We start from the raw sequence: 20513 nt of genomic DNA, 5'->3' as shown, positions 1-20513 counted from the left end.
CCGATGCAAAAGCATCGGTTTACATTTTTATGATCAGCCTTTCAACCACTGCTCTACTTTTGCCTGATCTGTAACATTTAATACCACTTCTGGCAATTCAATCTGCGCAGCATTTAGCTCAAAAGCCATCAACTCATCACGGCGGAAAGCATGAACAGTATAAATTGCATCCTGTTTGGCATATCGCTCAAGGGATTTTACCGTAGCTTTTAAACCATCAATCGCAATAATCACATCATGCGCAGAAAGCCCCGCTTTTACCGCTGAACCCTCACGATGGGCAGCTTGTACCAACACCCCTTCAGGTTTATCTGCCAATTTTAAACCAAACGGCAAAGACTTATCCTGTTTTAGCTGATAATCAACGCCAAATTCAGGCAATAACTGATCGAGCGGCAATTCATCAGTCGTGTTAATTAAATGATGGATTTGCTCCGACCAATCATCTCCTGTCAATTCTTTACATAATTCAAAGATAGTGCGCTCATGCACTTGAATGCCCTGTTGCGCATTAGCGTACAATTTCTGCATTAAGGCATCTAAGCTTGAACCACGTAAACGCAAGCCCAAATCTAAACATAAAGCCACCAAACAGCCTTTGTTATAGTAGCTGGTTCCTGCATTGTTCGAGTTTTCATCTTGACGATAGAACTTGACCCAAGCATCAAAACTGGATTCTGCTACCGTTTGAATCGCACGACCCGGATTTTGCAAATAACGATCAATTTGTGCTTTGAGCAACTCCAAATAAGCCGCCTGATCAATTACACCACTACGCAGCAATAACAAATCATCGTAATAAGACGTAAAGCCTTCAAAAATCCATAACAGCGATGTATAACCTTCCTGATTCAGATCATAATTCACAAAGCTTTCAGGACGAATGAATTTCACCAACCAACTATGAAAATACTCATGGCTGCACAGACCTAAAAAGCGCTGATAATCTTTAGAAGGTTGTTCAGGTTCGTTAGCTTTCGGCAAATCATCACGAGGTGTAATTAAACTGGTACTGTTTGGATGCTCTAAACCGCCATAGCTATTGCCTGTTGCCATGGTCATAAAGGTATAGTTTTCAAATGGCGCAGAACCAAACATAGCAATTTGTGTGGCACAGATTTTTTCAATATCTTGCTGCATACGCGCAGCGTTCATTGCATGTTTGCCCGAAACCACAAATTCGTGTGGAATATCTGCTGCGGTAAAACTAAAACGGGTTTGTTCTGCCAATTCAAACGGTGCATCAATCAGTTCGGCATAGTTTTTGGCTTTTAAGGTATAACGCCCTTTCACCAAACTTTTTGCAGTCAAACCTGTTGCAAGCTGAAAATGCTTCAGCTCATCTGGTAAAAATAATTCAACTTCAATAGCTTTATCTTCTTGTCCATCTAAGCCCAAACAGGCACAGGCAGGATTGACATATAAACGCGTCTGATCGACATAAGCGCCACGCACTGACAAATCATAAGCGTAGACATCATATTCCACCGTAATCAATTCATGATCGGTATTAAATAAGCGCCATTTATTCTTTTCAAATTTCTGAATTTTGAGGATACGCCCTGCTTCATCATAAGCACGTACCGATTCAAGATGTTTGGAGAATTCACGAATTAAATAGCTGCCTGGAATCCAAGTAGGTAGCGATAAAACCTGAGTAGGATTAGCCAAAAAACGCACGGTGACATGCATAAGATGCTGACGATAATCGTCAAATTCGATTTGATAATGCAACATAATGGGCAATACAAAATGTATAAATAAGAACTTGGCCACAAGCTTAACATTTTTTTAGCAATTGATGCGTCAAGATGAGATTTGTCTGCATTTATGGGTAGCCATCTGAGCAAAAAAGGCATAGCATTCCCTAGTCAATTGTTATTGTTTTTGCTGCTTAAAACCATTGTGACACCAATGGATTGGTGTAAATAAGGAACTTCTTTGAAACGTGTTATCTATCTGATTGCGGCGCTCTGCTGGCTCTGCAGCGCAATCACGCATGCCGCATTATTGAATATTCAAGCTGAAAGTGTCGAAGCCGAAGCATGGGCAATTTTAGACCCACAATCTGGGCAAGTGATTGCAGAACACAATAGTCACGTACAACGTGCACCTGCTTCACTCACTAAAATGATGGTGGCCTATATTGTGCTGAAAGATATTCAGGCAGGTAAATTAGACCGACATGAAATTTTGACCGCAACACCTGTGGTAGAACAAGTGATGTGGGATGAATCACAAATGTATCTAAAAGCAGGTGAGCAGATTTCGGTAGATCAATTATTGGCAGGCTTAATTATTATATCTGCTAACGATGCTGCACTCACTTTAGGTGAACGTGTTGCAGGTGGTGTGCCGCAGTTTATTGCCCGAATGAATCAGGAAGCGCAAGCTTTGGGTATGCAAGACACACATTTTCAGAATCCGTCTGGTGTGACTATGCCTAGTCATTATTCTTCTGCGGCAGATATGGCACGTTTAGCACAAGCGATAGTGACTGAAACACCCGATTATTTGGCTTATTCAAAACAGACCAGTTTTACCTATAATCAGCACTTTCACCGTGCGACCAATATTTTATTAAAACAAGACCCAAGTGTAGATGGATTAAAAACAGGCTTCACCAAAGCTGCAGGCTACAACCTTGCCCTAACCGCAAACCGCCCAACATTGGATAGTGATGCACCTGAGCGTCGTTTAGTGGTGGTGGTGATGGGAACCAAGAGTGCGCAAAAACGCGCTGAAGTGGCACATCAATTATTAAATTTAGCCTATAGCTATACCCGTAATGAAGTCGCGATTAAACCCAAACAAATGATTGCAGAATTGCCTGTGGTGAAATCGACCTTACGCATGTTTAAGATTGAAAGCAGCCAGCCAAAGTTTGTGACGACATCACTCTATGAACAGCCACATGCAATTAACTTGGCGCAGTTTGATCAAAGTACTCAACGTCTACAACTTGTGAATGCACAGGGCGAATTAGAAACACTTGAACCTGCACAGCGTACACAAACGCATGTCAATATTGAATTGTCTGAAAAGTTACTGACTGCGCCATTGGCACAGGTTATGAAACTGGCAACCGTACACGTTTATCAAAATAATCAATTGATTAACAGCTTTGCAATTGAAGAACAGGTCAACATTGTTGAAGCCAATATTTTTGAAAGAATCATGATGTGGTTTGGCAGTTTGTTTAATTTCTTTAGCCATCAACCTGTAGAAGATGAGAAAACTTCACTCGGTTAGAAGCCGATGATCCTCAAGAATTAAATATCACCAAGATGGGCAATGTCCCATCTTTTTTATTGTCATCTACACATCATACAAAGGGCTTAAAATGAGCCTGCAATAAAATCTGCAAATTTATAGGTATGACGCACAAATTTGCATTGAAATTATAAAAATTGCCCCGATTAACTAAAAAATGTCATAAAAAACTCGGAAAAGTGAAGAATTTGCAGAAATGTCTATAACAAATTCCACGTTTCACTTTATGATGTACCCTTAAAAAATTGAATGGATCAATAACATGACTGCTATTGCAAATGACCTCGTGGTTTCTTTCCACTACACATTGACTAACGCAGAGGGTGAAACTCTCGACAAATCTCAAGGTGAACCACTTGCCTATTTGCATGGTGCAGGTAATATCATCCCTGGTTTAGAAAAAGCGTTAGAAGGTAAAACAGTAGGTGAAAAATTTACTGTAAACGTACCTGCAGCTGAAGGTTATGGCGAATACAATCCAGACTTAGTACAAGAAGTTCCTGCACAAATGTTCCAAGGTGTAGACAACATCCAAGCAGGCATGCAATTCCAAGCGCAAACTGATGATGGCGTTCAAATCGTAACTGTAAAAGCAGTTGAAGGCGAAAACGTAATTGTTGATGCAAACTTCCCACTTGCTGGTCAAGATTTAACGTTTGAAGTTGAAATCGTTGAAATCCGTGAAGCTTCTCAAGAAGAATTAGATCACGGTCACGTACACGGTGCGGGTGGTCATCACCACTAAGATCAATATTTATCGAAGCAAAAGGCAAAGTATTTTTACTTTGCCTTTTTTTTGTTTGCCATTCTAAAATCCAGGATAAGCACATTATTGAAATATCTTTACAGGCAGGCTATTGTGGAAAGATCCTTACAGGAAGAATCAACACAGTGCATTGTCGTTTTCTTGATCAAATAACCCCCTCGCATTTAAGACAAGCTACTCAGCCATGCTTATAATGAAGTCACTTTTCCAGCGCTCAACGCAAGCATTCTTCCCATGCAAAGCTATAATTTAGTTTGGTTCCGACAAGATTTAAGAATTTCAGATCACACCGCGCTTTGGCATGCCAGCCAAGCAGGACCATGTATTGGCGTGGTGATTCTTTCGCCTCAGCAATATCGTTTGCATCACGATGCACCCATTAAAATTGACTTTTACTTGCGTCAATTAAATGCGCTAAAAGAAGAACTTGCAGAACTCAATATCCCACTGATTATTCAAATTACACCATCTTGGGCTGACATTGCACAAAAGTTGCTCCTACTGTGTCAAACATTAAAGGACACGCATCCAATTCAAAATATTTATGCCAATATTGAATTGGGAGTGAATGAACTAAAACGTGATCTGGATGTTCAACACACCTTGAATCAACATGGTCAGGACTTAATTTTGTACCATGACCGCACGCTTTTTCCTGTGGGTACGGTGCGCAATCAAAGTATGAAACCTTATCAGGTATTTAGCGCATTTAAAAAGTATGCCTATCAACAGTTGAGTATCAGTATTCCGCGTTGCTTTCCTCTGCCACAACCACAAACGTCTATTCAACTTTCTGAGCAATATCTCTCTACAGTACCTAGCTTAAAGCACTTAGGTTTTAATCCGCTTCCAACCGCACAACAAGATTTATGGGCAGTCACTGAACAACATGCACAGCAATTATTGGATGATTTTACACGCGAGCAAATGCATGATTATCAGCAACAGCGTGACTTTCCTGCGCTGTCTGGTACTAGCCAATTATCGGCGTATTTAAACTGTGGCATGCTCTCCATTCGACAATGTCTTGCAGCAGTTTTTGTCCATTCACAAGGGCATTTCCATCTTGAAAACATAGGGCAACAAACTTGGTTAGATGAATTACTTTGGCGTGAATTTTATCAACATATTTTGTTTGACTATCCCAAAGTTTCTAAGCACCGCCCTTTTAAAGATCAGACCGTACAAGTAGCGTGGCGCAATGATCCTGCAGGTTTAGCGGCATGGCAACACGGGAAAACAGGCATCCCCATTGTGGATGCGGGCATGCAACAACTCTTACAAACGGGCAGGATGCATAATCGGGTCAGAATGATTTGTGCAATGTTTCTGTGCAAAAACTTGTTGATTGATTGGCGCTTGGGCGAACAGTGGTTTATGCAACATTTAATTGATGGCGATTTGGCTGCTAATAACGGTGGCTGGCAATGGTGTGCCTCGACTGGTACAGATGCAGTGCCCTATTTTCGGATTTTCAACCCCGTGAGCCAATCGCAAAAGTTTGACCCCAATGGTGATTATATTCGCACATGGCTACCTAAACTGGCTCATTTAGATGCCAAAAATATTCATGAACCATATGCGAAAAATCCAAATCTAAAACTGGATTATCCGCATCCAATTGTAGATTTAAAACTTAGCCGATTACGTGCCATAGAAGCCTTTAAACAGCTTTAAGAGTACAAACAGGAGATTGGTCAGTCTCGCCCCCATCTGCCATAGGTTAGCATGATGGGAGATTCAACGATTAAACCGACAGTTAGGCGGCTTGCTCGTCACGTTTAAAGACCAATTCGCCTTTTAAAGAACTGTCTGCATCGAAATAATAACCTTCACTATTGAATGCTTTTAAGTCTTCTGCACGTTCCAATTTATTTTCGATGATGAAACGCGCCATCAAACCACGGGCTTTTTTAGCATAAAAACTGATGACTTTATACTTGCCATTTTTCTGATCTAAAAAAACAGGTTTAATAATTTCAGCCTGAATTTTTGCTTCCTGCACTGACTTATAATATTCATCGGAAGCCAGATTGACCAATAATGCCGACTGGTTGTGTTTTAAATCTTGGTTAATTAAATTGGTGATGATATCGCCCCAAAAACGATATAAATTTTCACCACGCGTATTATGCAACTTAGTGCCCATTTCCAAACGATACGGCATCATTAAATCCAAAGGACGCAATAAGCCATATAAACCAGAAAGCATGCGCAAATGTTGTTGAGCAAATTCAATATCTGCAGCAGACAAACTATAAGCATCTAAGCCTGTATACACATCACCTTTAAAGGCAAACATGGCCTGACGTGCATTAGCAAGATCAAATTCTACTTGCCAGTCACGAAAACGCTCGACATTTAAATTGGCTATTTTTTCACTCACGCTCATTAAGTTGGCGATTTCAGTGGCAGAAAGTTTACGCGCCACATCAATTAACTCTTGTGAATGTTCAAGTAATCTAGGTTGAGTATATTCATCGCTTGGTAATGCAGTTTCGTAATCTAAAGTCTTGGCTGGAGAAATTAAAGCGAGCATAAACCACCTAAATAAAAAATACTGCGCTCACTATAGCAGCAGCTTTCAACAAACTCCAATGCGTGTTTTTGTTTACCCTTATGGGAAAACACGTTCAGTACGTGTTTCCTTACGATGATCGATTAGATCAATCCAACGTAGATACTGAGGTACTTTTATTTCAGAGCATGCTTTTAAAAACATTGGTTCTCTTTAATCAGTTGAGGTTATTTTTTTACAGTATTTACAACTTTTCTCAAGGCAATAAAAAACCCACTTAACTCTCCCAAATTAAGCGGGTTAAATAAAAATTATTTTGTTGTATTGTTCTTGCTGCTTAATATACGGTTGTGATGTGTCATTTAGATGACACATCAATTAAAAAACGAATAATTTTGATTTAAAAATCAAGTATAAATTTTAAACATCCAATACATATCGTCCTAGTTTAACCTTTCCACTCAAATTCACTAAAAGATTGATCTTCTTTCAAGGTATTTTCTACGGCTTGCGCCAATTGATTTAATAAACTTTGCTCGGTAATCCGTTCTAGCCAGTCTTGTTCCTCATTGGGATATGAAGTAATTTCACATACAAGATGTCCATCTTGACCACGGCTTTGACAGTTTACCGCCAAAGGCAGCGCGTGTTGATCTACGCTTACAGCGACTTGTGCACCACTCTGTGCTAAGGTTTGAAAGCCATAGTGAGATAAGTTTTGTGAAAGTAAATTTGCCACATAATTCTGTGCCAAGGTGCAATCTTGTAACTCTTGTTTATTTTCACAATTCGCCATAAATTTTAATTTGCGCATGCTCGAATCCAAAGGCTTTTTTCTTGTATGGGTTTAGCATAAGCAATAAAACGCAAACAGCCAAGCAAAAGCTTGGCTGTTTCAGCATAAAGTCTAGGCTTTGCGATTTGTCATCGCAGCCCGTATCGTTTTGGCTTATTCTGTCACTTGAATATTCAGACCTGCCACACCTGCAAGCTCAGTAAAGGTAGGGAAACTTGTTGCTACTGTTTCTGTACCTACAATTTTAATTTCACCAGAAGTACGCAAGCCTGCCATAGAGAAACTCATGGCGATACGATGGTCATGATGTGATTCAATCTCGCCGCCTGTAAATATCGCTGACCAGTCGCCTGCTTTGCCTTTACCCTGAATGATGATGCCATCGTCAGTGGGTGTGCAGTCAATGCCCATGGTTTTTAAACCATCTGCCATCACTTGAATACGGTCTGATTCTTTTACGCGCAATTCTGCAGCACCTGTCAGTACAGTTTGACCTTCAGCACAAGCTGCAGCAATGAACAATGCAGGAAATTCATCAATCGCCAATGGCACTTGATCTTCAGGAACATGAATCCCTTTTAAAGTACGTGAACCACGAATACGAATATCTGCAATTGGTTCACCGCCTGCAATACGTTCATTTTCCACGCTCAGGTCTGCACCCATTTGTTTCAGAATTTCAATCACACCTGTACGGGTTGGGTTAATGCCCACCGCTTCTAAGGTTACATCTGAATTTTCTGTAATGGCTGCACCCACCATGAAGAATGCCGCAGATGAAATATCAGAAGGTACTTGAATATCTGTACCCACCAATTTACCGCCGCCTTGCAATGAAATACGGTTACCTTCAGTTTTCACTTCATAACCAAATGCTCGTAACATACGTTCGGTATGGTCACGCGTTGGTTCAGGCTCAGTCACTGAAGTTTCACCTTCTGCCCAAAGCCCTGCCAATAAAATACCAGATTTCACCTGTGCAGATGCCATTGGCAAATCATAGTGAATACCTTTCAGCGCTTGCGCACCTGTAATCGATACTGGCGGTGTGCCACGTTCACCCGTCGTTTGAATTTGTGCACCCATTTCACGCAATGGTTTAGCAATACGTTCCATTGGACGCTTGGTCAATGACGCATCACCTGTCATAACAGAATCAAACTGCTGTGCAGATAACATGCCTGCCAACAAACGCATAGATGTGCCTGAGTTGCCCATATAAATTGCGCTTGCAGGTGCTTTTAAACCTTGCATGCCTACGCCATGAATGGTGACTTCACCATTTTTAGGGCCTTCAATGCTCACACCCATATCACGAAATGCTTGCAAAGTCGCCAATGCATCTTCACCTTCAAGGAAACCTGTCACATGCGTAGTGCCTTCGGCAATTGCACCAAACATAATTGAACGATGTGACACAGATTTGTCACCCGGTACGGTAAATTTACCTTGGAAAGTCTTAGCACCTGGCAAAATCGTAAATTGTTGTGTCACGTTATTGTTCTCCATAAAAGGTTTCTTGGCGAGCATATGATTAAAATGCTGTCGTGCCGCTTGTGCATGTCCAAGCAAGCCCATTAAAGCATGCGAGTCTTCTTGTTCAATCAGTTGGCGAATAATCGCGAGTTGACTTTCAAAGCCATCCACCGCTTTTAACAATGCAGTTTTATTGGCCAAGAAAATGTCATGCCACATTTGTGGATCGCTGGCAGCAATACGTGAGAAGTCACGAAAGCCACCTGCAGCATAGCGGAAAATGTCTAAATTATCTTCCCGATTTGCCAATTGTTCGACCAAATTAAAGGCCATTAAATGTGGAAGATGACTGGTATACGCCAATACCTCATCATGTTTTTCCACATCCATGCAAATTACTTCGGCTTTGGCGCTTTCCCACATTTGAATCAGTTTATTGACTGCCCACGGCGCACTGCTTGGCAATGGTGTCAAAATGACTTTGTGATTGGCAAATAAATCAACCTTGCCTGCATGCACGCCTGTATGCTCTGCCCCAGCAATTGGATGCCCGGGTACAAAACCTGCAGGTAAATGTTCTCCAAAAACCGCTTTGGCTGCAGCCACGACACTGCCTTTGGTGCTGCCTACATCGGTCAGAATTACATTATCTGCCAAATGTGGCTGAATTAATCGCAAGACTTTTTCTGTGGCTTGCACAGGTAGCGCCAACACCACTAAATCTGCGCCTTGTACCGCATCTACAGGATTGTTAAAGCCTTGTTCAATTAATCCTAATTCCAAAGCATCTTGCAGCGTTTTTTCAGAACGGGTCGATGCCACAATATGCCGACTTAAGTTTTCTGCCAGCATTACACGTGCCAAACTCGAGCCTATTAGCCCGAGTCCGATAAATGCAACTTTTTCAAACAATGGTTGCGCCATGTTTTATGCCTTCGCTTCCTTGCCCAATACTTTGGCTAATGCACGCAGGAACTTGGCATTTTCTGCTTCTGTGCCAATTGAAACACGTAAATGGGTCGTAATACCCACAGGACGTACAATTACACCTTCTTTCAATAAGGCATTAAAAGTTTGACCCGGATCGGCTTCTACATCTACCAAAATAAAGTTAGCACGTGAAGGCACATAATTCAGACCCAATGCTTTAAAGCCTGCTTCCAATTGCGCCATGCCTGCTTTGTTGGCAATACGTGATTTTTCGATAAAATCTTCGTCTTTTAATGCTGTAACCGCAGCCACCATTGCCAAGTGATTGACGTTAAATGGTTGACGAATACGGTTTAAATAATCGGTCACTTCTGCAGAAGCTAAAGCAAAACCAACGCGCAGCGCCGCCAAACCATAGCACTTAGATAAAGTACGGCTCACGATTAAGTTTGGATATTGCTCAAGGAATTTAAGGCTGTTGAAGTTTTCTGGGAAATATTCCACATAGGCTTCATCTAATACCACAATCACCCGTGCAGGAACTTTTTGCATAAAGGCTTCAAATTCAGCCTCTTCAAACCATGTGCCTGTTGGGTTATTTGGGTTAGCAATAAAAATTAACTTGGTGTTGTCTTGAATTGCTGCTGCCATAGCATCCAAGTCATGTGAGAAGCCTTTGGCAGGCACTTCAATCGCTTGAGCATTAATCGCTTGCGTTACCAAAGCATATACTGCAAAGGCATGTTGGCTATACAACACTGAATCTTGATCTGAAACGAATGCGCGAGCAAACATTTCTAGCAAATCGTTTGAACCATTACCCAAAGTAATACGGTCATGCGCAAAGCCAAATTGTTTTTGAATTTGGTCTTTTAAAATAAAACCACCACCATCTGGATAGCGACCAATTTCAGCAATTTCTGCTGCAACGGCTTCTTTGACTTTGTCTGAACAGCCCAATGGGTTTTCATTTGAAGCAAGTTTGACGATATCTGTAATCCCCAACTCACGCTCAAGTTCACTGATTGGTTTACCTGGTTGATAAGGCTTTAACTTCGAGATGCCTTCATTGGCTGGGACAAACGACATTTTACACTTCCAGTTGACTAGGTGGTGAATGTGGCGCGCATGACAAACATGCACATCACTGAATTAAATACGATTACAACACGGCAGCAGGATAAGAACCCAAGACACGAATTTCTTTCACCAATGGACGGATTTCTTCAATCGCTGCACGGACATTGTCTTGCTCGACATGCCCTTCTAGGTCAATGAAGAATACATAGGCCCATTTTTCAGGCAAGGCAGGACGTGTTTCAATACTGGTCAAGCTAATATTGTGCTTCGCAAATGGTGCAAGAATCTCAAGCAATGCCCCTGCGCGGTCATGTGCAGACACCAACAATGAAGTTTTATCATTGCCACTTGGTGGAACTTTCTCACGACCAATCACCAAGAAACGTGTGGTATTTTCTGGGTTATCTTCAATATTGCTATGTAAAATTTCGAGTTCGTAAATATTGGCCGCAATTTCAGAAGCAATTGCAGCAGAATGCCATTCATTACGAATACGGCGCGCTGCTTCTGCATTGGAGCTGAGTGCCACACGTTCTACACCCGGATAATGTACATCTAACCATTTACGGCATTGTGCCAAAGTTTGCTGATGCGCATAAATTTGTTTAATGCTGTCTTTACGAGTGTTTTCTGACACAAGGAATTGGTGATGAATACGCAATTCTACTTCACCAATCACATTTAATGGCGATGATTTAAAGCAATCTAAAGTATGGTTCACCACACCTTCAGATGAGTTTTCGACAGGTACTAAACCATAGTGTGCACTGCCTGCTTCCACTTCACGGAAAACTTCATCAATAGTAGGCAAAGGACGCACAATCGCATCTTGACCAAAATGTTTAAGTACTGCGGAATGCGTATAAGTACCAATTGGCCCTAAAAACGCAATACTTTGTGGCGCTTCAAGTGCCAAACATGCCGACATAATTTCACGGAATAAACGTGCCATGGTCACATCAGACAACGGCCCTTCGTTGCGTTCCATAACATTACGTAAAACTTGCGCTTCACGTTCAGGACGGTAAAACAACGGGCTCTCTTCTGCTGCAAATTTTGCTTTCGCCACCGCTTCAGCAAGTCGTGCTCGACGGTTAATCAGCTGCTGAATCTGTTGATCTACAGAGTCAATATCTTCACGGATTTTAGCGAGATCAAGAGAAGTCGTTGTGTTCTGATCGTCTTGGATCATTGTTATGTCGCCCTTCATAAACATTTTGCAAATAGTATAACAATAGTTAGCTTTCAAATGTTGCGCAATACAACTTTCAGTGTTTCAGATTTAAAAACATACAGTTGATCAAAGCATCACCAATCTATACATTTAAGCCGCAACTTTGCACAACGTACCGCTTAAAACTGGGCAACTATGCTTTTCTTTTTTGCATCTCTAATTCTAAGCGGTGTAATTTTATTTTTAAGTGTAATTATCAATCAGCTCATTGCTTTTAAGTCTGATCAAATTCATAAAAAAAGAGCCAGCACTGGGCTGACTCTGGAGATGATCCTTGATCTTTATTCAATTGGGCTTTTAGGCATTGTTTTAACGCCCCAATAAACCACGCGCGACAATTTCTTTCATAATTTCATTGGTTCCACCGTAAATTCGCTGGATTCGCGCATCGACAAAGAAACGAGAAATCGGGTATTCCGTCATATAGCCATAACCGCCAAACAGTTGCAGCAATTGATCGGCAATTTTCATTTGCATATCTGTCGCAAAGCTTTTTAAAGCGGCTGCAGTTTCGACGTCCAGTTTGCCCTGCATATACAATTCGACGTTTTGATTATAAAAAGCAGCGGTTGCCAATTCATCAATTTTAGCCTGTGCCAAAACAAAACGGGTATTCTGGAACTGACCAATGGCTTGTCCAAACGCCTGACGCTCTTGCACATATTGTGTGGTCACATCAATTGAACCTCGAATAGCACCCAATGCAGTAGCTGCAATCGCAGTACGTTCACGTGGCAATTCTTGCATTAAATAGGCAAAACCATGCCCTGCCTGTCCTAACAATTGATTTTTCGGCACTTTGACATTGTCAAAGAATAGCTCTGACGTGTCTTGTGAATGCAAACCAATTTTTTCCAAATTGGTGCCTTTTTTAAAGCCTTCTAAATGAGTATCGACCAACATGAGCGACACGCCTTTGGCACGTGCTTGCGGATCTGTTTTTACTGCCAAAACCACTAAGTCTGCATGCTGACCGTTAGAAATAAAGGTTTTAGAACCATTCAGTACATAATGATCATCTTGCAAAATGGCGTTGGTACGCATGGCTTGTAAGTCTGAACCCGCACCTGGCTCGGTCATGCCAATTGCACCAACCACTTCACCCGACACCATTTTAGGCAGCCAGTATTGTTTTTGTTCTTCTGTACCAATATGCAAAATGTACGGCGCAGCGATTTCAGAGTGACAGGAAATACCTGTAGAGAGTGCGCTATAACCTGCACGTGCCGACTCTTCGACCAACATTAGGGAATAATGCGTTGGAACACCATAGCCGCCATATTCTTCAGGCACATCAATACATAAAAAGCCATTTTCACCTAACAGATTCCACACGCTGCGCGGCATGATGCCCTCACGTTCCCACGCAGCATAATGCGGTGCAATATGCTCCTGCATAAAACGTCGAAAGTTATCTCTAAATAATTCTAAATCAGCATCATAAGCCAGCATATCCAATCCTTTATTTTTCAATTGTTGTTTTCAATAGTATCCATGCTATGCATTTTTATACAGGCTGTCATGTTTTATCCCTACAGATTGTCTTACTTTACAGTCAAACTTTAGTCGTCATTTCAGATATGCAATGAAACTTGTGGCAGCTCGTACAAGCTGAAGCTGTGAATAGTGCTGCAAACTGTTGCCGAAGTTTATACACTAGTATACTAACTAAAGATGTGTGTGAACTCGCTTATGCCAAATACAAACCCCAATAAAAGAAATATTTATAAAGATGCAGAACATCCATTCGCACAATTTATTCGAATTATTGGCAAAGGCAAAACAGGCGCACGTTCACTGACCTATGACGAGGCCTATCAAGCTTTTTCTATGATTTTGCGCAATGAAGTGTTGGATGTGCAATTGGGTGCTTTTTTAATGTTGCTGCGTGTGAAGGAAGAATCTGTAGAGGAGTTGGCAGGTTTTGTACAAGCTACCCGTGATCAACTGCAATTTAAACCGCTTCAGGTCGATTTAGACTGGTCATCTTATGCAGGTAAACGCAGACATTATCCGTGGTTTTTATTGGCAGCGCTGACTTTAGCAAAACATGGCTATAAAGTGGTGATGCATGGTGCTTCTGGGCATACCATCAACCGTTTATATACCGAACAAGCACTGCAATATTTAGATTATCCAATTTGCCAAAATGACCTAGACGTTGAGCAACAATTAGCGCAGCGTAATTTTGCTTATTTACCTTTAGATGTTATTTCACCGATTTTGAGTGAGTTGATTAATTTACGCAATGTGATGGGTTTACGTTCTCCTATTCATACCCTTGCCCGTTTAATCAATCCTTTTAATGCCAAAGCCACCATGCAGGCGATCTTCCACCCCGCTTATCGCAGCTCGCATCAACAAGCCGCATTTCAGTTGGGTTATCAAAACAGTGCAGTAATTAAAGGCGAAGGCGGTGAATTTGAGCGCAACCCTGATGCCAAGACATTAATTTGTGGCATCAAAAATGGCGCTTTATATGAACACGAACTGCCTAAACTGACCGATAACCGTAGCCCTGTAGAAGAAGAATTGGATTTGGCAGTATTTAAAGCCGTCTGGCTAGGTCAGCAAACTCATGAGTATGGTGAAGTCGCCATTACCGAAACCATAGGTATCGCTTTATATACCATGGGCGTTTGTGATGATTATGCAGTAGCGATGCAAAACGCACAGCAGCTTTGGCAAAATCGTCACAACTAAAACCTCATTGAAAATACAAAAAAAGACACCCATCTCAGGCGTCTTTTTTATCTTTCAATTTTCATGAAAGCAGTTTTGCATCAATTAAACAAAACGAATTGGTTTAAATTCTTCATGCTTGTGATGATCGTCATCACACTGCTCGCCTTCTTCTTTAGTGCCACGGTCAATATAGCCACTACGCTCAGTTTCAGGCAGGTTTTTCATTTCCCACGCATACACTGCTTGCATACAAATTTGACGTTGCTCTTGGGTCAGCGCAACACCGTTTGGCCACTTGCCAATTTCAATTGCCGTTTTTAAACGTCCAACAATTTCAGGATCGAGTACGGCAAGCATTTGTTCAATATTCATCATTCATCCTGCTGTTGCATTGATTCAAAATCTTGATTCCACCCTAATTTGGTACGACATGCCATATAGAAGTCATAACCTGGTGGATGTAATAAATTTAATTTATAAGGATGTTTGCGGATATGCAAACTATCTCCGACATTTAATGAAACACTATGTTGACCGTCAGCACTAACCATCGGCAACACACGGTTTTCACGAATATTGATTTTAATTTCGCTGTGTCCACCCACCACAATTGGGCGTGAAGACAAGGTATGTGGATGCATAGGCACCAATGCAATTGCATCCATGCTCGGATGTACAATTGGGCCACCACCCGACAAAGCATAAGCCGTTGAACCTGTTGGGGTCGAAACGATTAAACCATCACTGTGCTGACGATAGACATATTGCCCATCAATATTCAGTTCAAAGTCAATCATGTGAACCGACTTACCCGAATGTAGCACCACATCATTTAAGGCAATGGCTTCATAAATGATTTCGCCTTTAGAGCGCACTTCCATTTCCAGTAAAAAACGGCGGTCTGACTGAAAATGCCCTTGCAAAACCTGATCAAGTTTAAAGATTACTTCTGTCGGTTTAATATCGGTTAAAAAGCCTAAACGCCCGCGGTTCACACCAATTACAGGGGTATTGTATTTAACCAAAGCGCGTGCTGCATGCAGCAATGAACCATCACCACCCACCACAATCACCAAATCGACCACTTCGCCTAATAAAGCACGGCTAACTGTTTGGGTGTTGTTATAAGGTACAAGTTGAGCAGTGTCAGAATCAAAAACGGGATGCAAACCCAATCCTAAAATATGGTCGTGAATCAGACATAATGTTTCTACGACAGAATATTTGTCTGGACGGCCAATCAGTCCAATGTTCCGAAAGTTCTTATGTGAAATTTGCACCTGCGATATCGCTCCGCTACGATTCGACGCCTATCATAGCACTAACCTAGTTGATTTAAAAAAACTTTAAAACTACATTTCTGCTCAATTTTATGACGATATTTTCCCTTCAGTCACAGATTAATTATTGCAAATTCAGTAAAAGCTTCGCATGATTAGCAAAATTTATCAGGATCTTATCGCGATTTATGAAGTCTGAGCGTGGCATAGGCATAATTGCATTACTATTTTGCATCATCGTTATTGGTGGATTTATTGCATTTAGTATCTACTTGATTCGTCTGGATAATATTGTCAGAGACAAATTTGAAGGACAGCGTTGGGATATTCCAGCCAAGGTTTTTGCACGCCCGTTAGAAGTGTATAGCAATGCACCTGTCAGCCAGACCGACTTTACTCAAGAACTGAAACTGCTTGGCTATAAAAATACAGATAATTATGCTAAATCAGGCAGTTATGTCAGCGATGGTAATACTTTATTTGTGCATACCCGTGGTTTTGACTTTGGAGACAGTGTCGAACCTGAACAGGTTTTAAAAGTCAGTTTTGCCAACAATCAAATTAGTGAAGTGAGCGCCACCAAACCATCTAATACAGGTATTGCACGTTTAGAACCGATGTTGATTGGCGGAATTTATCCACAGCACAATGAAGATCGTGTGCTGATTAAACTGAATAAAGTACCTAAACCGCTGATTGAAGCCCTTATTGCCACTGAAGATCGTAATTTCTATCAACATCACGGCGTTTCAATTCGTGGTACTGCACGTGCTATTGTCAGCAACGTCACTGGTGGCAAACGTCAGGGTGGTTCTACCCTTACGCAGCAATTGGTGAAAAACTTTTATTTAAGCCCAGAACGCACCTTAAAACGTAAGGCCAATGAAGCACTCATGGCCATGCTGATTGAACTACATTTCAGCAAAGATGAAATCTTAGAAGCCTATTTAAATGAGGTGAATTTAGGTCAAAACGGTAACTATTCTATTAATGGTTATGGTCTAGCTTCACAGTTTTATTTTGGTATGCAGTTGCGTGAGCTAAACATTTCACAACAAGCCTTTTTGGTCGGTTTGGTACAAGGTCCATCATTATATAATCCTTGGCGCAACCCTGAAGCTGCCAAAAAACGTCGTGACATTGTACTAAACAATATGTTGGTGATGGGTTATTTAAACCAAGAACAATATGAAAAAGAAACTGCGCGTCCCTTAAATGTCATTACAAAACCGACCATTGGCCCTGCCCGTTTCCCTGACTTTTTAGATATTGTCCGCCGTCAATTACGTACTGAATATCAAGAAGGAGATTTGACCAATCAGGGTTTGCGTATCTTCACGACGCTTGATCCGATTGCACAAACCAACGTACAAAATGCTTTTAAAGCATCGGTTGAGCGTTTAAGCAAAGCCAATCCAAAGCGTTTAAAAGAATTACAAGGCGCGGTGCTGATTTCTCATCCTGAAAATGGCGAGTTAGTGGCAGCGGTAGGTTCTACGCAAGATTTTACGGGTTTTAACCGTGCCTTGGACGCCAAACGTCAAGTTGGCTCACTGCTCAAACCAATTATTTATTTAAGTGCAATTGAGTCTGGTCGTTATAATTGGGCAAGTCCTGTAGAAGACAGCCAAATCAGCATCCCAATTGATGGTAAATCTTGGACACCACGTAATTATAGCGGCAGCGATCATGGGATTGTGTCTATGTCACAAGCCCTATCTCAGTCTTATAACCTATCTGCAGTTCGTTTGGGACAGGAGTTTGGATTATCTACCTTCCGTAATCACCTCATTAAATTTGGTGTACCAAGTGATGCGGTTCCGCAATATCCATCTATTTTCTTGGGTGCGGTAGATTTATCACCAATGCAAGTGATGGACATTTACGGTAACTTTGCCACAGGTGGTTTTAAATATCCGACCAAAGCGATTCGCACCGTAGTCGATGCCAATGGACGTTTACTGGATCGTTATGGTTTAACCGTACAACAAACTATTGATCCTTCTGCCGCCTATATTTTGAATTATGGCTTACAGCAAGTGATGAGTTCTGGTACAGGTCGTTCAGCTTACAATAGCTTATCGACAGATTTAAAATTGGCAGGCAAATCAGGTACAACCAATGATACTCGTGATTCATGGTTTGCGGGCTATTCAGGCAATTATTTAGCCGTTGTATGGCTTGGTTTGGATGATAACAAAGTCACAGGCTTAACAGGCTCGTCTGGTGCTTTGCCTGTCTGGAGTAATGTGATGCAGCAATTGCGTCAAAAGCCTGTCAACTTACGTCAGACCGAACAAATTCAATGGCATTGGATTGACCGCAGTTCTGGGCATTTATCTGCACAAGGCTGTGAAGGTGCGATGTATATTCCAGTGAATCGTAATAATGTACCGCGTCAGGCAACCGCATGTGGTTTTTCACACTATCAAGTTGAACCCGTTTACCAACCCGATACTGAAACTCAGCAAACAGCTCCTGAAACCAGTGACAGTATCGAAAATTATATCCGTGAAACTGAACCCGTAACAGATGACAATACCGATGGTCGTGTCATCTCAAGTGGCAGTTATATCAATTAAACTTGAGGATATCGGTCAGTTACGCTTATGAAATTATCACGTTTAAGACAAGTTTTTTTCACCACATTCGCTATGGGTGCGATGGCAACGATTGTAGCTTGCCAGAGTTTACCTGAACCGCCTGCTCCTCAGCCTGTGCCTGAAAAACCTAAAACTGTGCCTACACCTGAAGGTGTGGTGATTCGTCCTTATGAACGTGAAGAAATTAAGCGTCAATCGTTACAAGTGGTGGTGCCGCAACAAACCGTGCAACAAAAATTAGAAGATGGTCGTAGTTTGCCTGCTTTTCAAAAGTTGATGCAGCAAACCCAGACCGCTTATAAACAAGGTCAATTCAATCAGGCCGAAACAGCAGCTTTGCAAGCGCAGCGACTTGCCCCACAAGCAGCTGAAACCTATTTATATTTGGCTTTAATTGCCAACCAAAAAAAGCAACCTGCCAATGCAGAAGCCTTGGCACGTCGTGGTTTAAGCTATGCACAAAGCGATGCCATGAAACGTCAATTGTGGTTAGTCATTCAAAAAGCAGCACAGCAACAAAATAATGCCAAAAGCCTTGCGGAAGCCCAACAAGCTTTGAAGGATTTGTAAGGACGATGATTTAATAAACTAAAAATCGCTGAGTGTAATTACATCAGCGATTTTTTATTTGTCAAACCAGAAATTCAAATAAAACGTACGCCTGCAATGCCATAGGCATGATGCTGCTCTGCCGTAGCAAAATCATCCTGAGTTAAGCCACCCAAAGCAAAAACAGGAATATCGACAAATTCAGCGATCTGCTGGAATTTTTCCCATCCTAAAGGTGTGGCATCATGATGCGTGGTGGTTACTAAAACAGGACTGAGTAAAATTGCTTCACAACCAATTTGCTGTGCATGTTGTGCCGAAACAATATCATGACACGCTGCAATATAACGCTGCCCAACTTTTAAATCGCCCTTTTGTAATTGCATCAGTTGCGATTGTTTTAAATGAATTGCTGCAATGGCGTGTTGCTGAATCGTATTTAATTGCTTCCACAATTCCAAATTGATAATCACTTGCCCCAGTTGCTCAATGCAATATTCTGACAATTCGACCTTGCATGCAGCATTGGGTTCAACCCGCCAATACAGCAGTTTTTGCTTAGGCAAATTTGCTAAATGTTTTAAATCTTCACTGACTTTAATTGCCTGTTGCCACACTAGTCGTTGCACAATTGCACGATTGGCTTGTGGAAAATTCAGCTCTAAAAGTTGCGGACGGCTAAACCATGTCCAAGGCACTTGAATATCTTTTAATAAAGCTGCGGGTACAGCAGCCTGAAAAATATGCAGATTGACAATCACATCATCATATTCATGGCAAATAATATCAAAAGCATGCCAATGCTGTATGCCAACACCAACTTCTTCAAACACTTCACGGCGGCAAGCATCTACAGGAGTTTCGCCTGCTTCCACTTTCCCACCTGGAAATTCGTGTTTATTGCCCTGATGTTGTTTGGCTTCGCGCCAACCCACCAACACTTTGTTTTGATGAAATAACAGCGCAATTGCCACATGAATATTTGGCTTGGACATGAACCCGATTCCTTTTTTGCAATGTACGTTTTACTGCAAATTGTAGACTTTTATAAAATTAAAAATAATCCGTTGACAGGTTTACATGATAATGATTATCATTTAAAACAATTCTTACACACCACGGAGTAACTCAAAATGAACGCCCCATTTAACTTATTTTCACGTCATTCAGACACTCAGCATGCCCTACCTATGTTACATTCAAATAACTTGTTCGCGCTAGGACGCGAAATTCGTATTTTGCATGCAGGCGAAGAATATCGTTTACGCTTAACCCGTAACAATCGTCTTATTCTCACAAAATAATTAAAATAATCAACACAAT

General features: G+C 41.4%; 17 protein-coding genes. 7 read left to right on the top strand and 10 right to left on the bottom strand.

The genetic code is table 11. The features are described from left to right. Positions 1 to 33 precede the first annotated feature (33 nt). A complete protein-coding gene (locus HX743_RS08165; protein WP_178318940.1) occupies positions 34 to 1737 on the bottom strand; it encodes a M61 family metallopeptidase in 1704 nt (567 codons plus the stop codon). 204 nt (positions 1738 to 1941) lie between these two features. On the opposite strand from HX743_RS08165, the gene HX743_RS08160 reads away from it, so the two are divergent. The 3 genes from HX743_RS08160 (at position 1942) to HX743_RS08150 (ending at position 5716) form a co-directional block, all read left to right on the top strand. Then, positions 1942 to 3252: a D-alanyl-D-alanine carboxypeptidase family protein gene (locus HX743_RS08160; protein ID WP_178318939.1), complete on the top strand. Its 1311-nt coding sequence runs from the start codon at positions 1942 to 1944 to the stop codon at positions 3250 to 3252. A 283-nt stretch (positions 3253 to 3535) separates the two neighbouring features. Then, positions 3536 to 4018: a peptidylprolyl isomerase gene (slyD, locus tag HX743_RS08155; RefSeq protein WP_178318938.1), complete on the top strand. Its 483-nt coding sequence runs from the start codon at positions 3536 to 3538 to the stop codon at positions 4016 to 4018. A gap of 255 nt (positions 4019 to 4273) precedes the next feature. Further along, a complete protein-coding gene (locus HX743_RS08150; RefSeq protein WP_178318937.1) occupies positions 4274 to 5716 on the top strand; it encodes a deoxyribodipyrimidine photo-lyase in 1443 nt (480 codons plus the stop codon). An 82-nt stretch (positions 5717 to 5798) separates the two neighbouring features. Here the strand turns inward: HX743_RS08150 and yaaA are convergent, their stop codons facing one another. From yaaA to HX743_RS08120, 6 genes are all read right to left on the bottom strand, one after another. Next, positions 5799 to 6578, bottom strand: coding sequence for a peroxide stress protein YaaA (gene yaaA / locus HX743_RS08145; protein ID WP_178318936.1), 780 nt, complete (start codon positions 6576 to 6578; stop codon positions 5799 to 5801). A 427-nt stretch (positions 6579 to 7005) separates the two neighbouring features. After that, the gene (locus tag HX743_RS08140) at positions 7006 to 7371 is read right to left on the bottom strand and encodes a hypothetical protein (RefSeq protein ID WP_178318935.1); all 366 of its coding nucleotides are present in this window, start codon (positions 7369 to 7371) and stop codon (positions 7006 to 7008) included. 135 nt (positions 7372 to 7506) lie between these two features. Next, positions 7507 to 9753: a bifunctional prephenate dehydrogenase/3-phosphoshikimate 1-carboxyvinyltransferase gene (locus HX743_RS08135; protein ID WP_136144523.1), complete on the bottom strand. Its 2247-nt coding sequence runs from the start codon at positions 9751 to 9753 to the stop codon at positions 7507 to 7509. A 3-nt stretch (positions 9754 to 9756) separates the two neighbouring features. Next, entirely contained in the window at positions 9757 to 10848 is a 1092-nt protein-coding gene (gene hisC / locus HX743_RS08130) for a histidinol-phosphate transaminase (protein WP_178318934.1), read from the bottom strand. Positions 10849 to 10921: 73 nt separating this feature from the next. Then, positions 10922 to 12031, bottom strand: coding sequence for a prephenate dehydratase (gene pheA / locus HX743_RS08125; RefSeq protein ID WP_004972976.1), 1110 nt, complete (start codon positions 12029 to 12031; stop codon positions 10922 to 10924). Positions 12032 to 12382: 351 nt separating this feature from the next. Next, positions 12383 to 13525, bottom strand: coding sequence for an acyl-CoA dehydrogenase family protein (locus HX743_RS08120; protein ID WP_096901859.1), 1143 nt, complete (start codon positions 13523 to 13525; stop codon positions 12383 to 12385). Positions 13526 to 13765: 240 nt separating this feature from the next. Here HX743_RS08120 and HX743_RS08115 point away from each other — a divergent pair, with 240 nt between their 5' ends. Further along, positions 13766 to 14776: a glycosyl transferase family protein gene (locus tag HX743_RS08115; protein ID WP_178318933.1), complete on the top strand. Its 1011-nt coding sequence runs from the start codon at positions 13766 to 13768 to the stop codon at positions 14774 to 14776. A gap of 84 nt (positions 14777 to 14860) precedes the next feature. Here HX743_RS08115 and HX743_RS08110 read toward each other — a convergent pair whose 3' ends face one another. Both HX743_RS08110 and HX743_RS08105 read right to left on the bottom strand, forming a co-directional pair. Next, entirely contained in the window at positions 14861 to 15130 is a 270-nt protein-coding gene (locus HX743_RS08110) for a YeaC family protein (RefSeq protein ID WP_004972971.1), read from the bottom strand. Continuing rightward, the gene (locus HX743_RS08105) at positions 15130 to 16047 is read right to left on the bottom strand and encodes an NAD(+) kinase (protein WP_207973958.1); all 918 of its coding nucleotides are present in this window, start codon (positions 16045 to 16047) and stop codon (positions 15130 to 15132) included. Before HX743_RS08105 ends, HX743_RS08110 begins: the two co-directional genes overlap by 1 nt. Before the next feature lie 179 nt (positions 16048 to 16226). On the opposite strand from HX743_RS08105, the gene mrcB reads away from it, so the two are divergent. Together mrcB and HX743_RS08095 are read left to right on the top strand one after the other, a co-directional pair. Beyond that, positions 16227 to 18620: a penicillin-binding protein 1B gene (mrcB, locus tag HX743_RS08100; RefSeq protein ID WP_178318932.1), complete on the top strand. Its 2394-nt coding sequence runs from the start codon at positions 16227 to 16229 to the stop codon at positions 18618 to 18620. A gap of 27 nt (positions 18621 to 18647) precedes the next feature. Continuing rightward, a complete protein-coding gene (locus tag HX743_RS08095) occupies positions 18648 to 19211 on the top strand; it encodes a tetratricopeptide repeat protein (RefSeq protein WP_225530617.1) in 564 nt (187 codons plus the stop codon). A gap of 74 nt (positions 19212 to 19285) precedes the next feature. Here HX743_RS08095 and HX743_RS08090 read toward each other — a convergent pair whose 3' ends face one another. Continuing rightward, on the bottom strand, positions 19286 to 20185 hold the full coding sequence (locus HX743_RS08090) for an NUDIX domain-containing protein (RefSeq protein WP_178318931.1): 900 nt from the start codon (positions 20183 to 20185) through the stop codon (positions 19286 to 19288). A 138-nt stretch (positions 20186 to 20323) separates the two neighbouring features. On the opposite strand from HX743_RS08090, the gene hemP reads away from it, so the two are divergent. Then, complete coding sequence (gene hemP / locus HX743_RS08085) at positions 20324 to 20494, top strand: hemin uptake protein HemP (protein WP_004972965.1); 171 nt, start codon at positions 20324 to 20326, stop codon at positions 20492 to 20494. Positions 20495 to 20513: the final 19 nt, after the last annotated feature.

The sequence above is a fragment of the Acinetobacter sp. Swhac1 genome, from assembly GCF_013390985.1.
Lineage (GTDB): Bacteria > Pseudomonadota > Gammaproteobacteria > Pseudomonadales > Moraxellaceae > Acinetobacter > Acinetobacter towneri.
This window is presented reverse-complemented; position numbering and strand designations above follow the sequence as displayed.

Excerpts from the sequence above, each read along its gene's own strand:
- HX743_RS08165 (WP_178318940.1), bottom strand. The coding sequence starts at position 1,737 with ATGTTGCATTATCAAATCGAATTTGACGATTATCGTCAGCATCTTATG.
- slyD (WP_178318938.1), top strand. The coding sequence starts at position 3,536 with ATGACTGCTATTGCAAATGACCTCGTGGTTTCTTTCCACTACACATTG.
- HX743_RS08150 (WP_178318937.1), top strand. The coding sequence starts at position 4,274 with ATGCAAAGCTATAATTTAGTTTGGTTCCGACAAGATTTAAGAATTTCA.
- yaaA (WP_178318936.1), bottom strand. The coding sequence starts at position 6,578 with ATGCTCGCTTTAATTTCTCCAGCCAAGACTTTAGATTACGAAACTGCA.
- HX743_RS08140 (WP_178318935.1), bottom strand. The coding sequence starts at position 7,371 with ATGCGCAAATTAAAATTTATGGCGAATTGTGAAAATAAACAAGAGTTA.
- HX743_RS08135 (WP_136144523.1), bottom strand. The coding sequence starts at position 9,753 with ATGGCGCAACCATTGTTTGAAAAAGTTGCATTTATCGGACTCGGGCTA.
- hisC (WP_178318934.1), bottom strand. The coding sequence starts at position 10,848 with ATGTCGTTTGTCCCAGCCAATGAAGGCATCTCGAAGTTAAAGCCTTAT.
- pheA (WP_004972976.1), bottom strand. The coding sequence starts at position 12,031 with ATGATCCAAGACGATCAGAACACAACGACTTCTCTTGATCTCGCTAAA.
- HX743_RS08120 (WP_096901859.1), bottom strand. The coding sequence starts at position 13,525 with ATGCTGGCTTATGATGCTGATTTAGAATTATTTAGAGATAACTTTCGA.
- HX743_RS08115 (WP_178318933.1), top strand. The coding sequence starts at position 13,766 with ATGCCAAATACAAACCCCAATAAAAGAAATATTTATAAAGATGCAGAA.
- HX743_RS08110 (WP_004972971.1), bottom strand. The coding sequence starts at position 15,130 with ATGAATATTGAACAAATGCTTGCCGTACTCGATCCTGAAATTGTTGGA.
- mrcB (WP_178318932.1), top strand. The coding sequence starts at position 16,227 with ATGAAGTCTGAGCGTGGCATAGGCATAATTGCATTACTATTTTGCATC.
- HX743_RS08095 (WP_225530617.1), top strand. The coding sequence starts at position 18,648 with ATGAAATTATCACGTTTAAGACAAGTTTTTTTCACCACATTCGCTATG.
- HX743_RS08090 (WP_178318931.1), bottom strand. The coding sequence starts at position 20,185 with ATGTCCAAGCCAAATATTCATGTGGCAATTGCGCTGTTATTTCATCAA.
- hemP (WP_004972965.1), top strand. The coding sequence starts at position 20,324 with ATGAACGCCCCATTTAACTTATTTTCACGTCATTCAGACACTCAGCAT.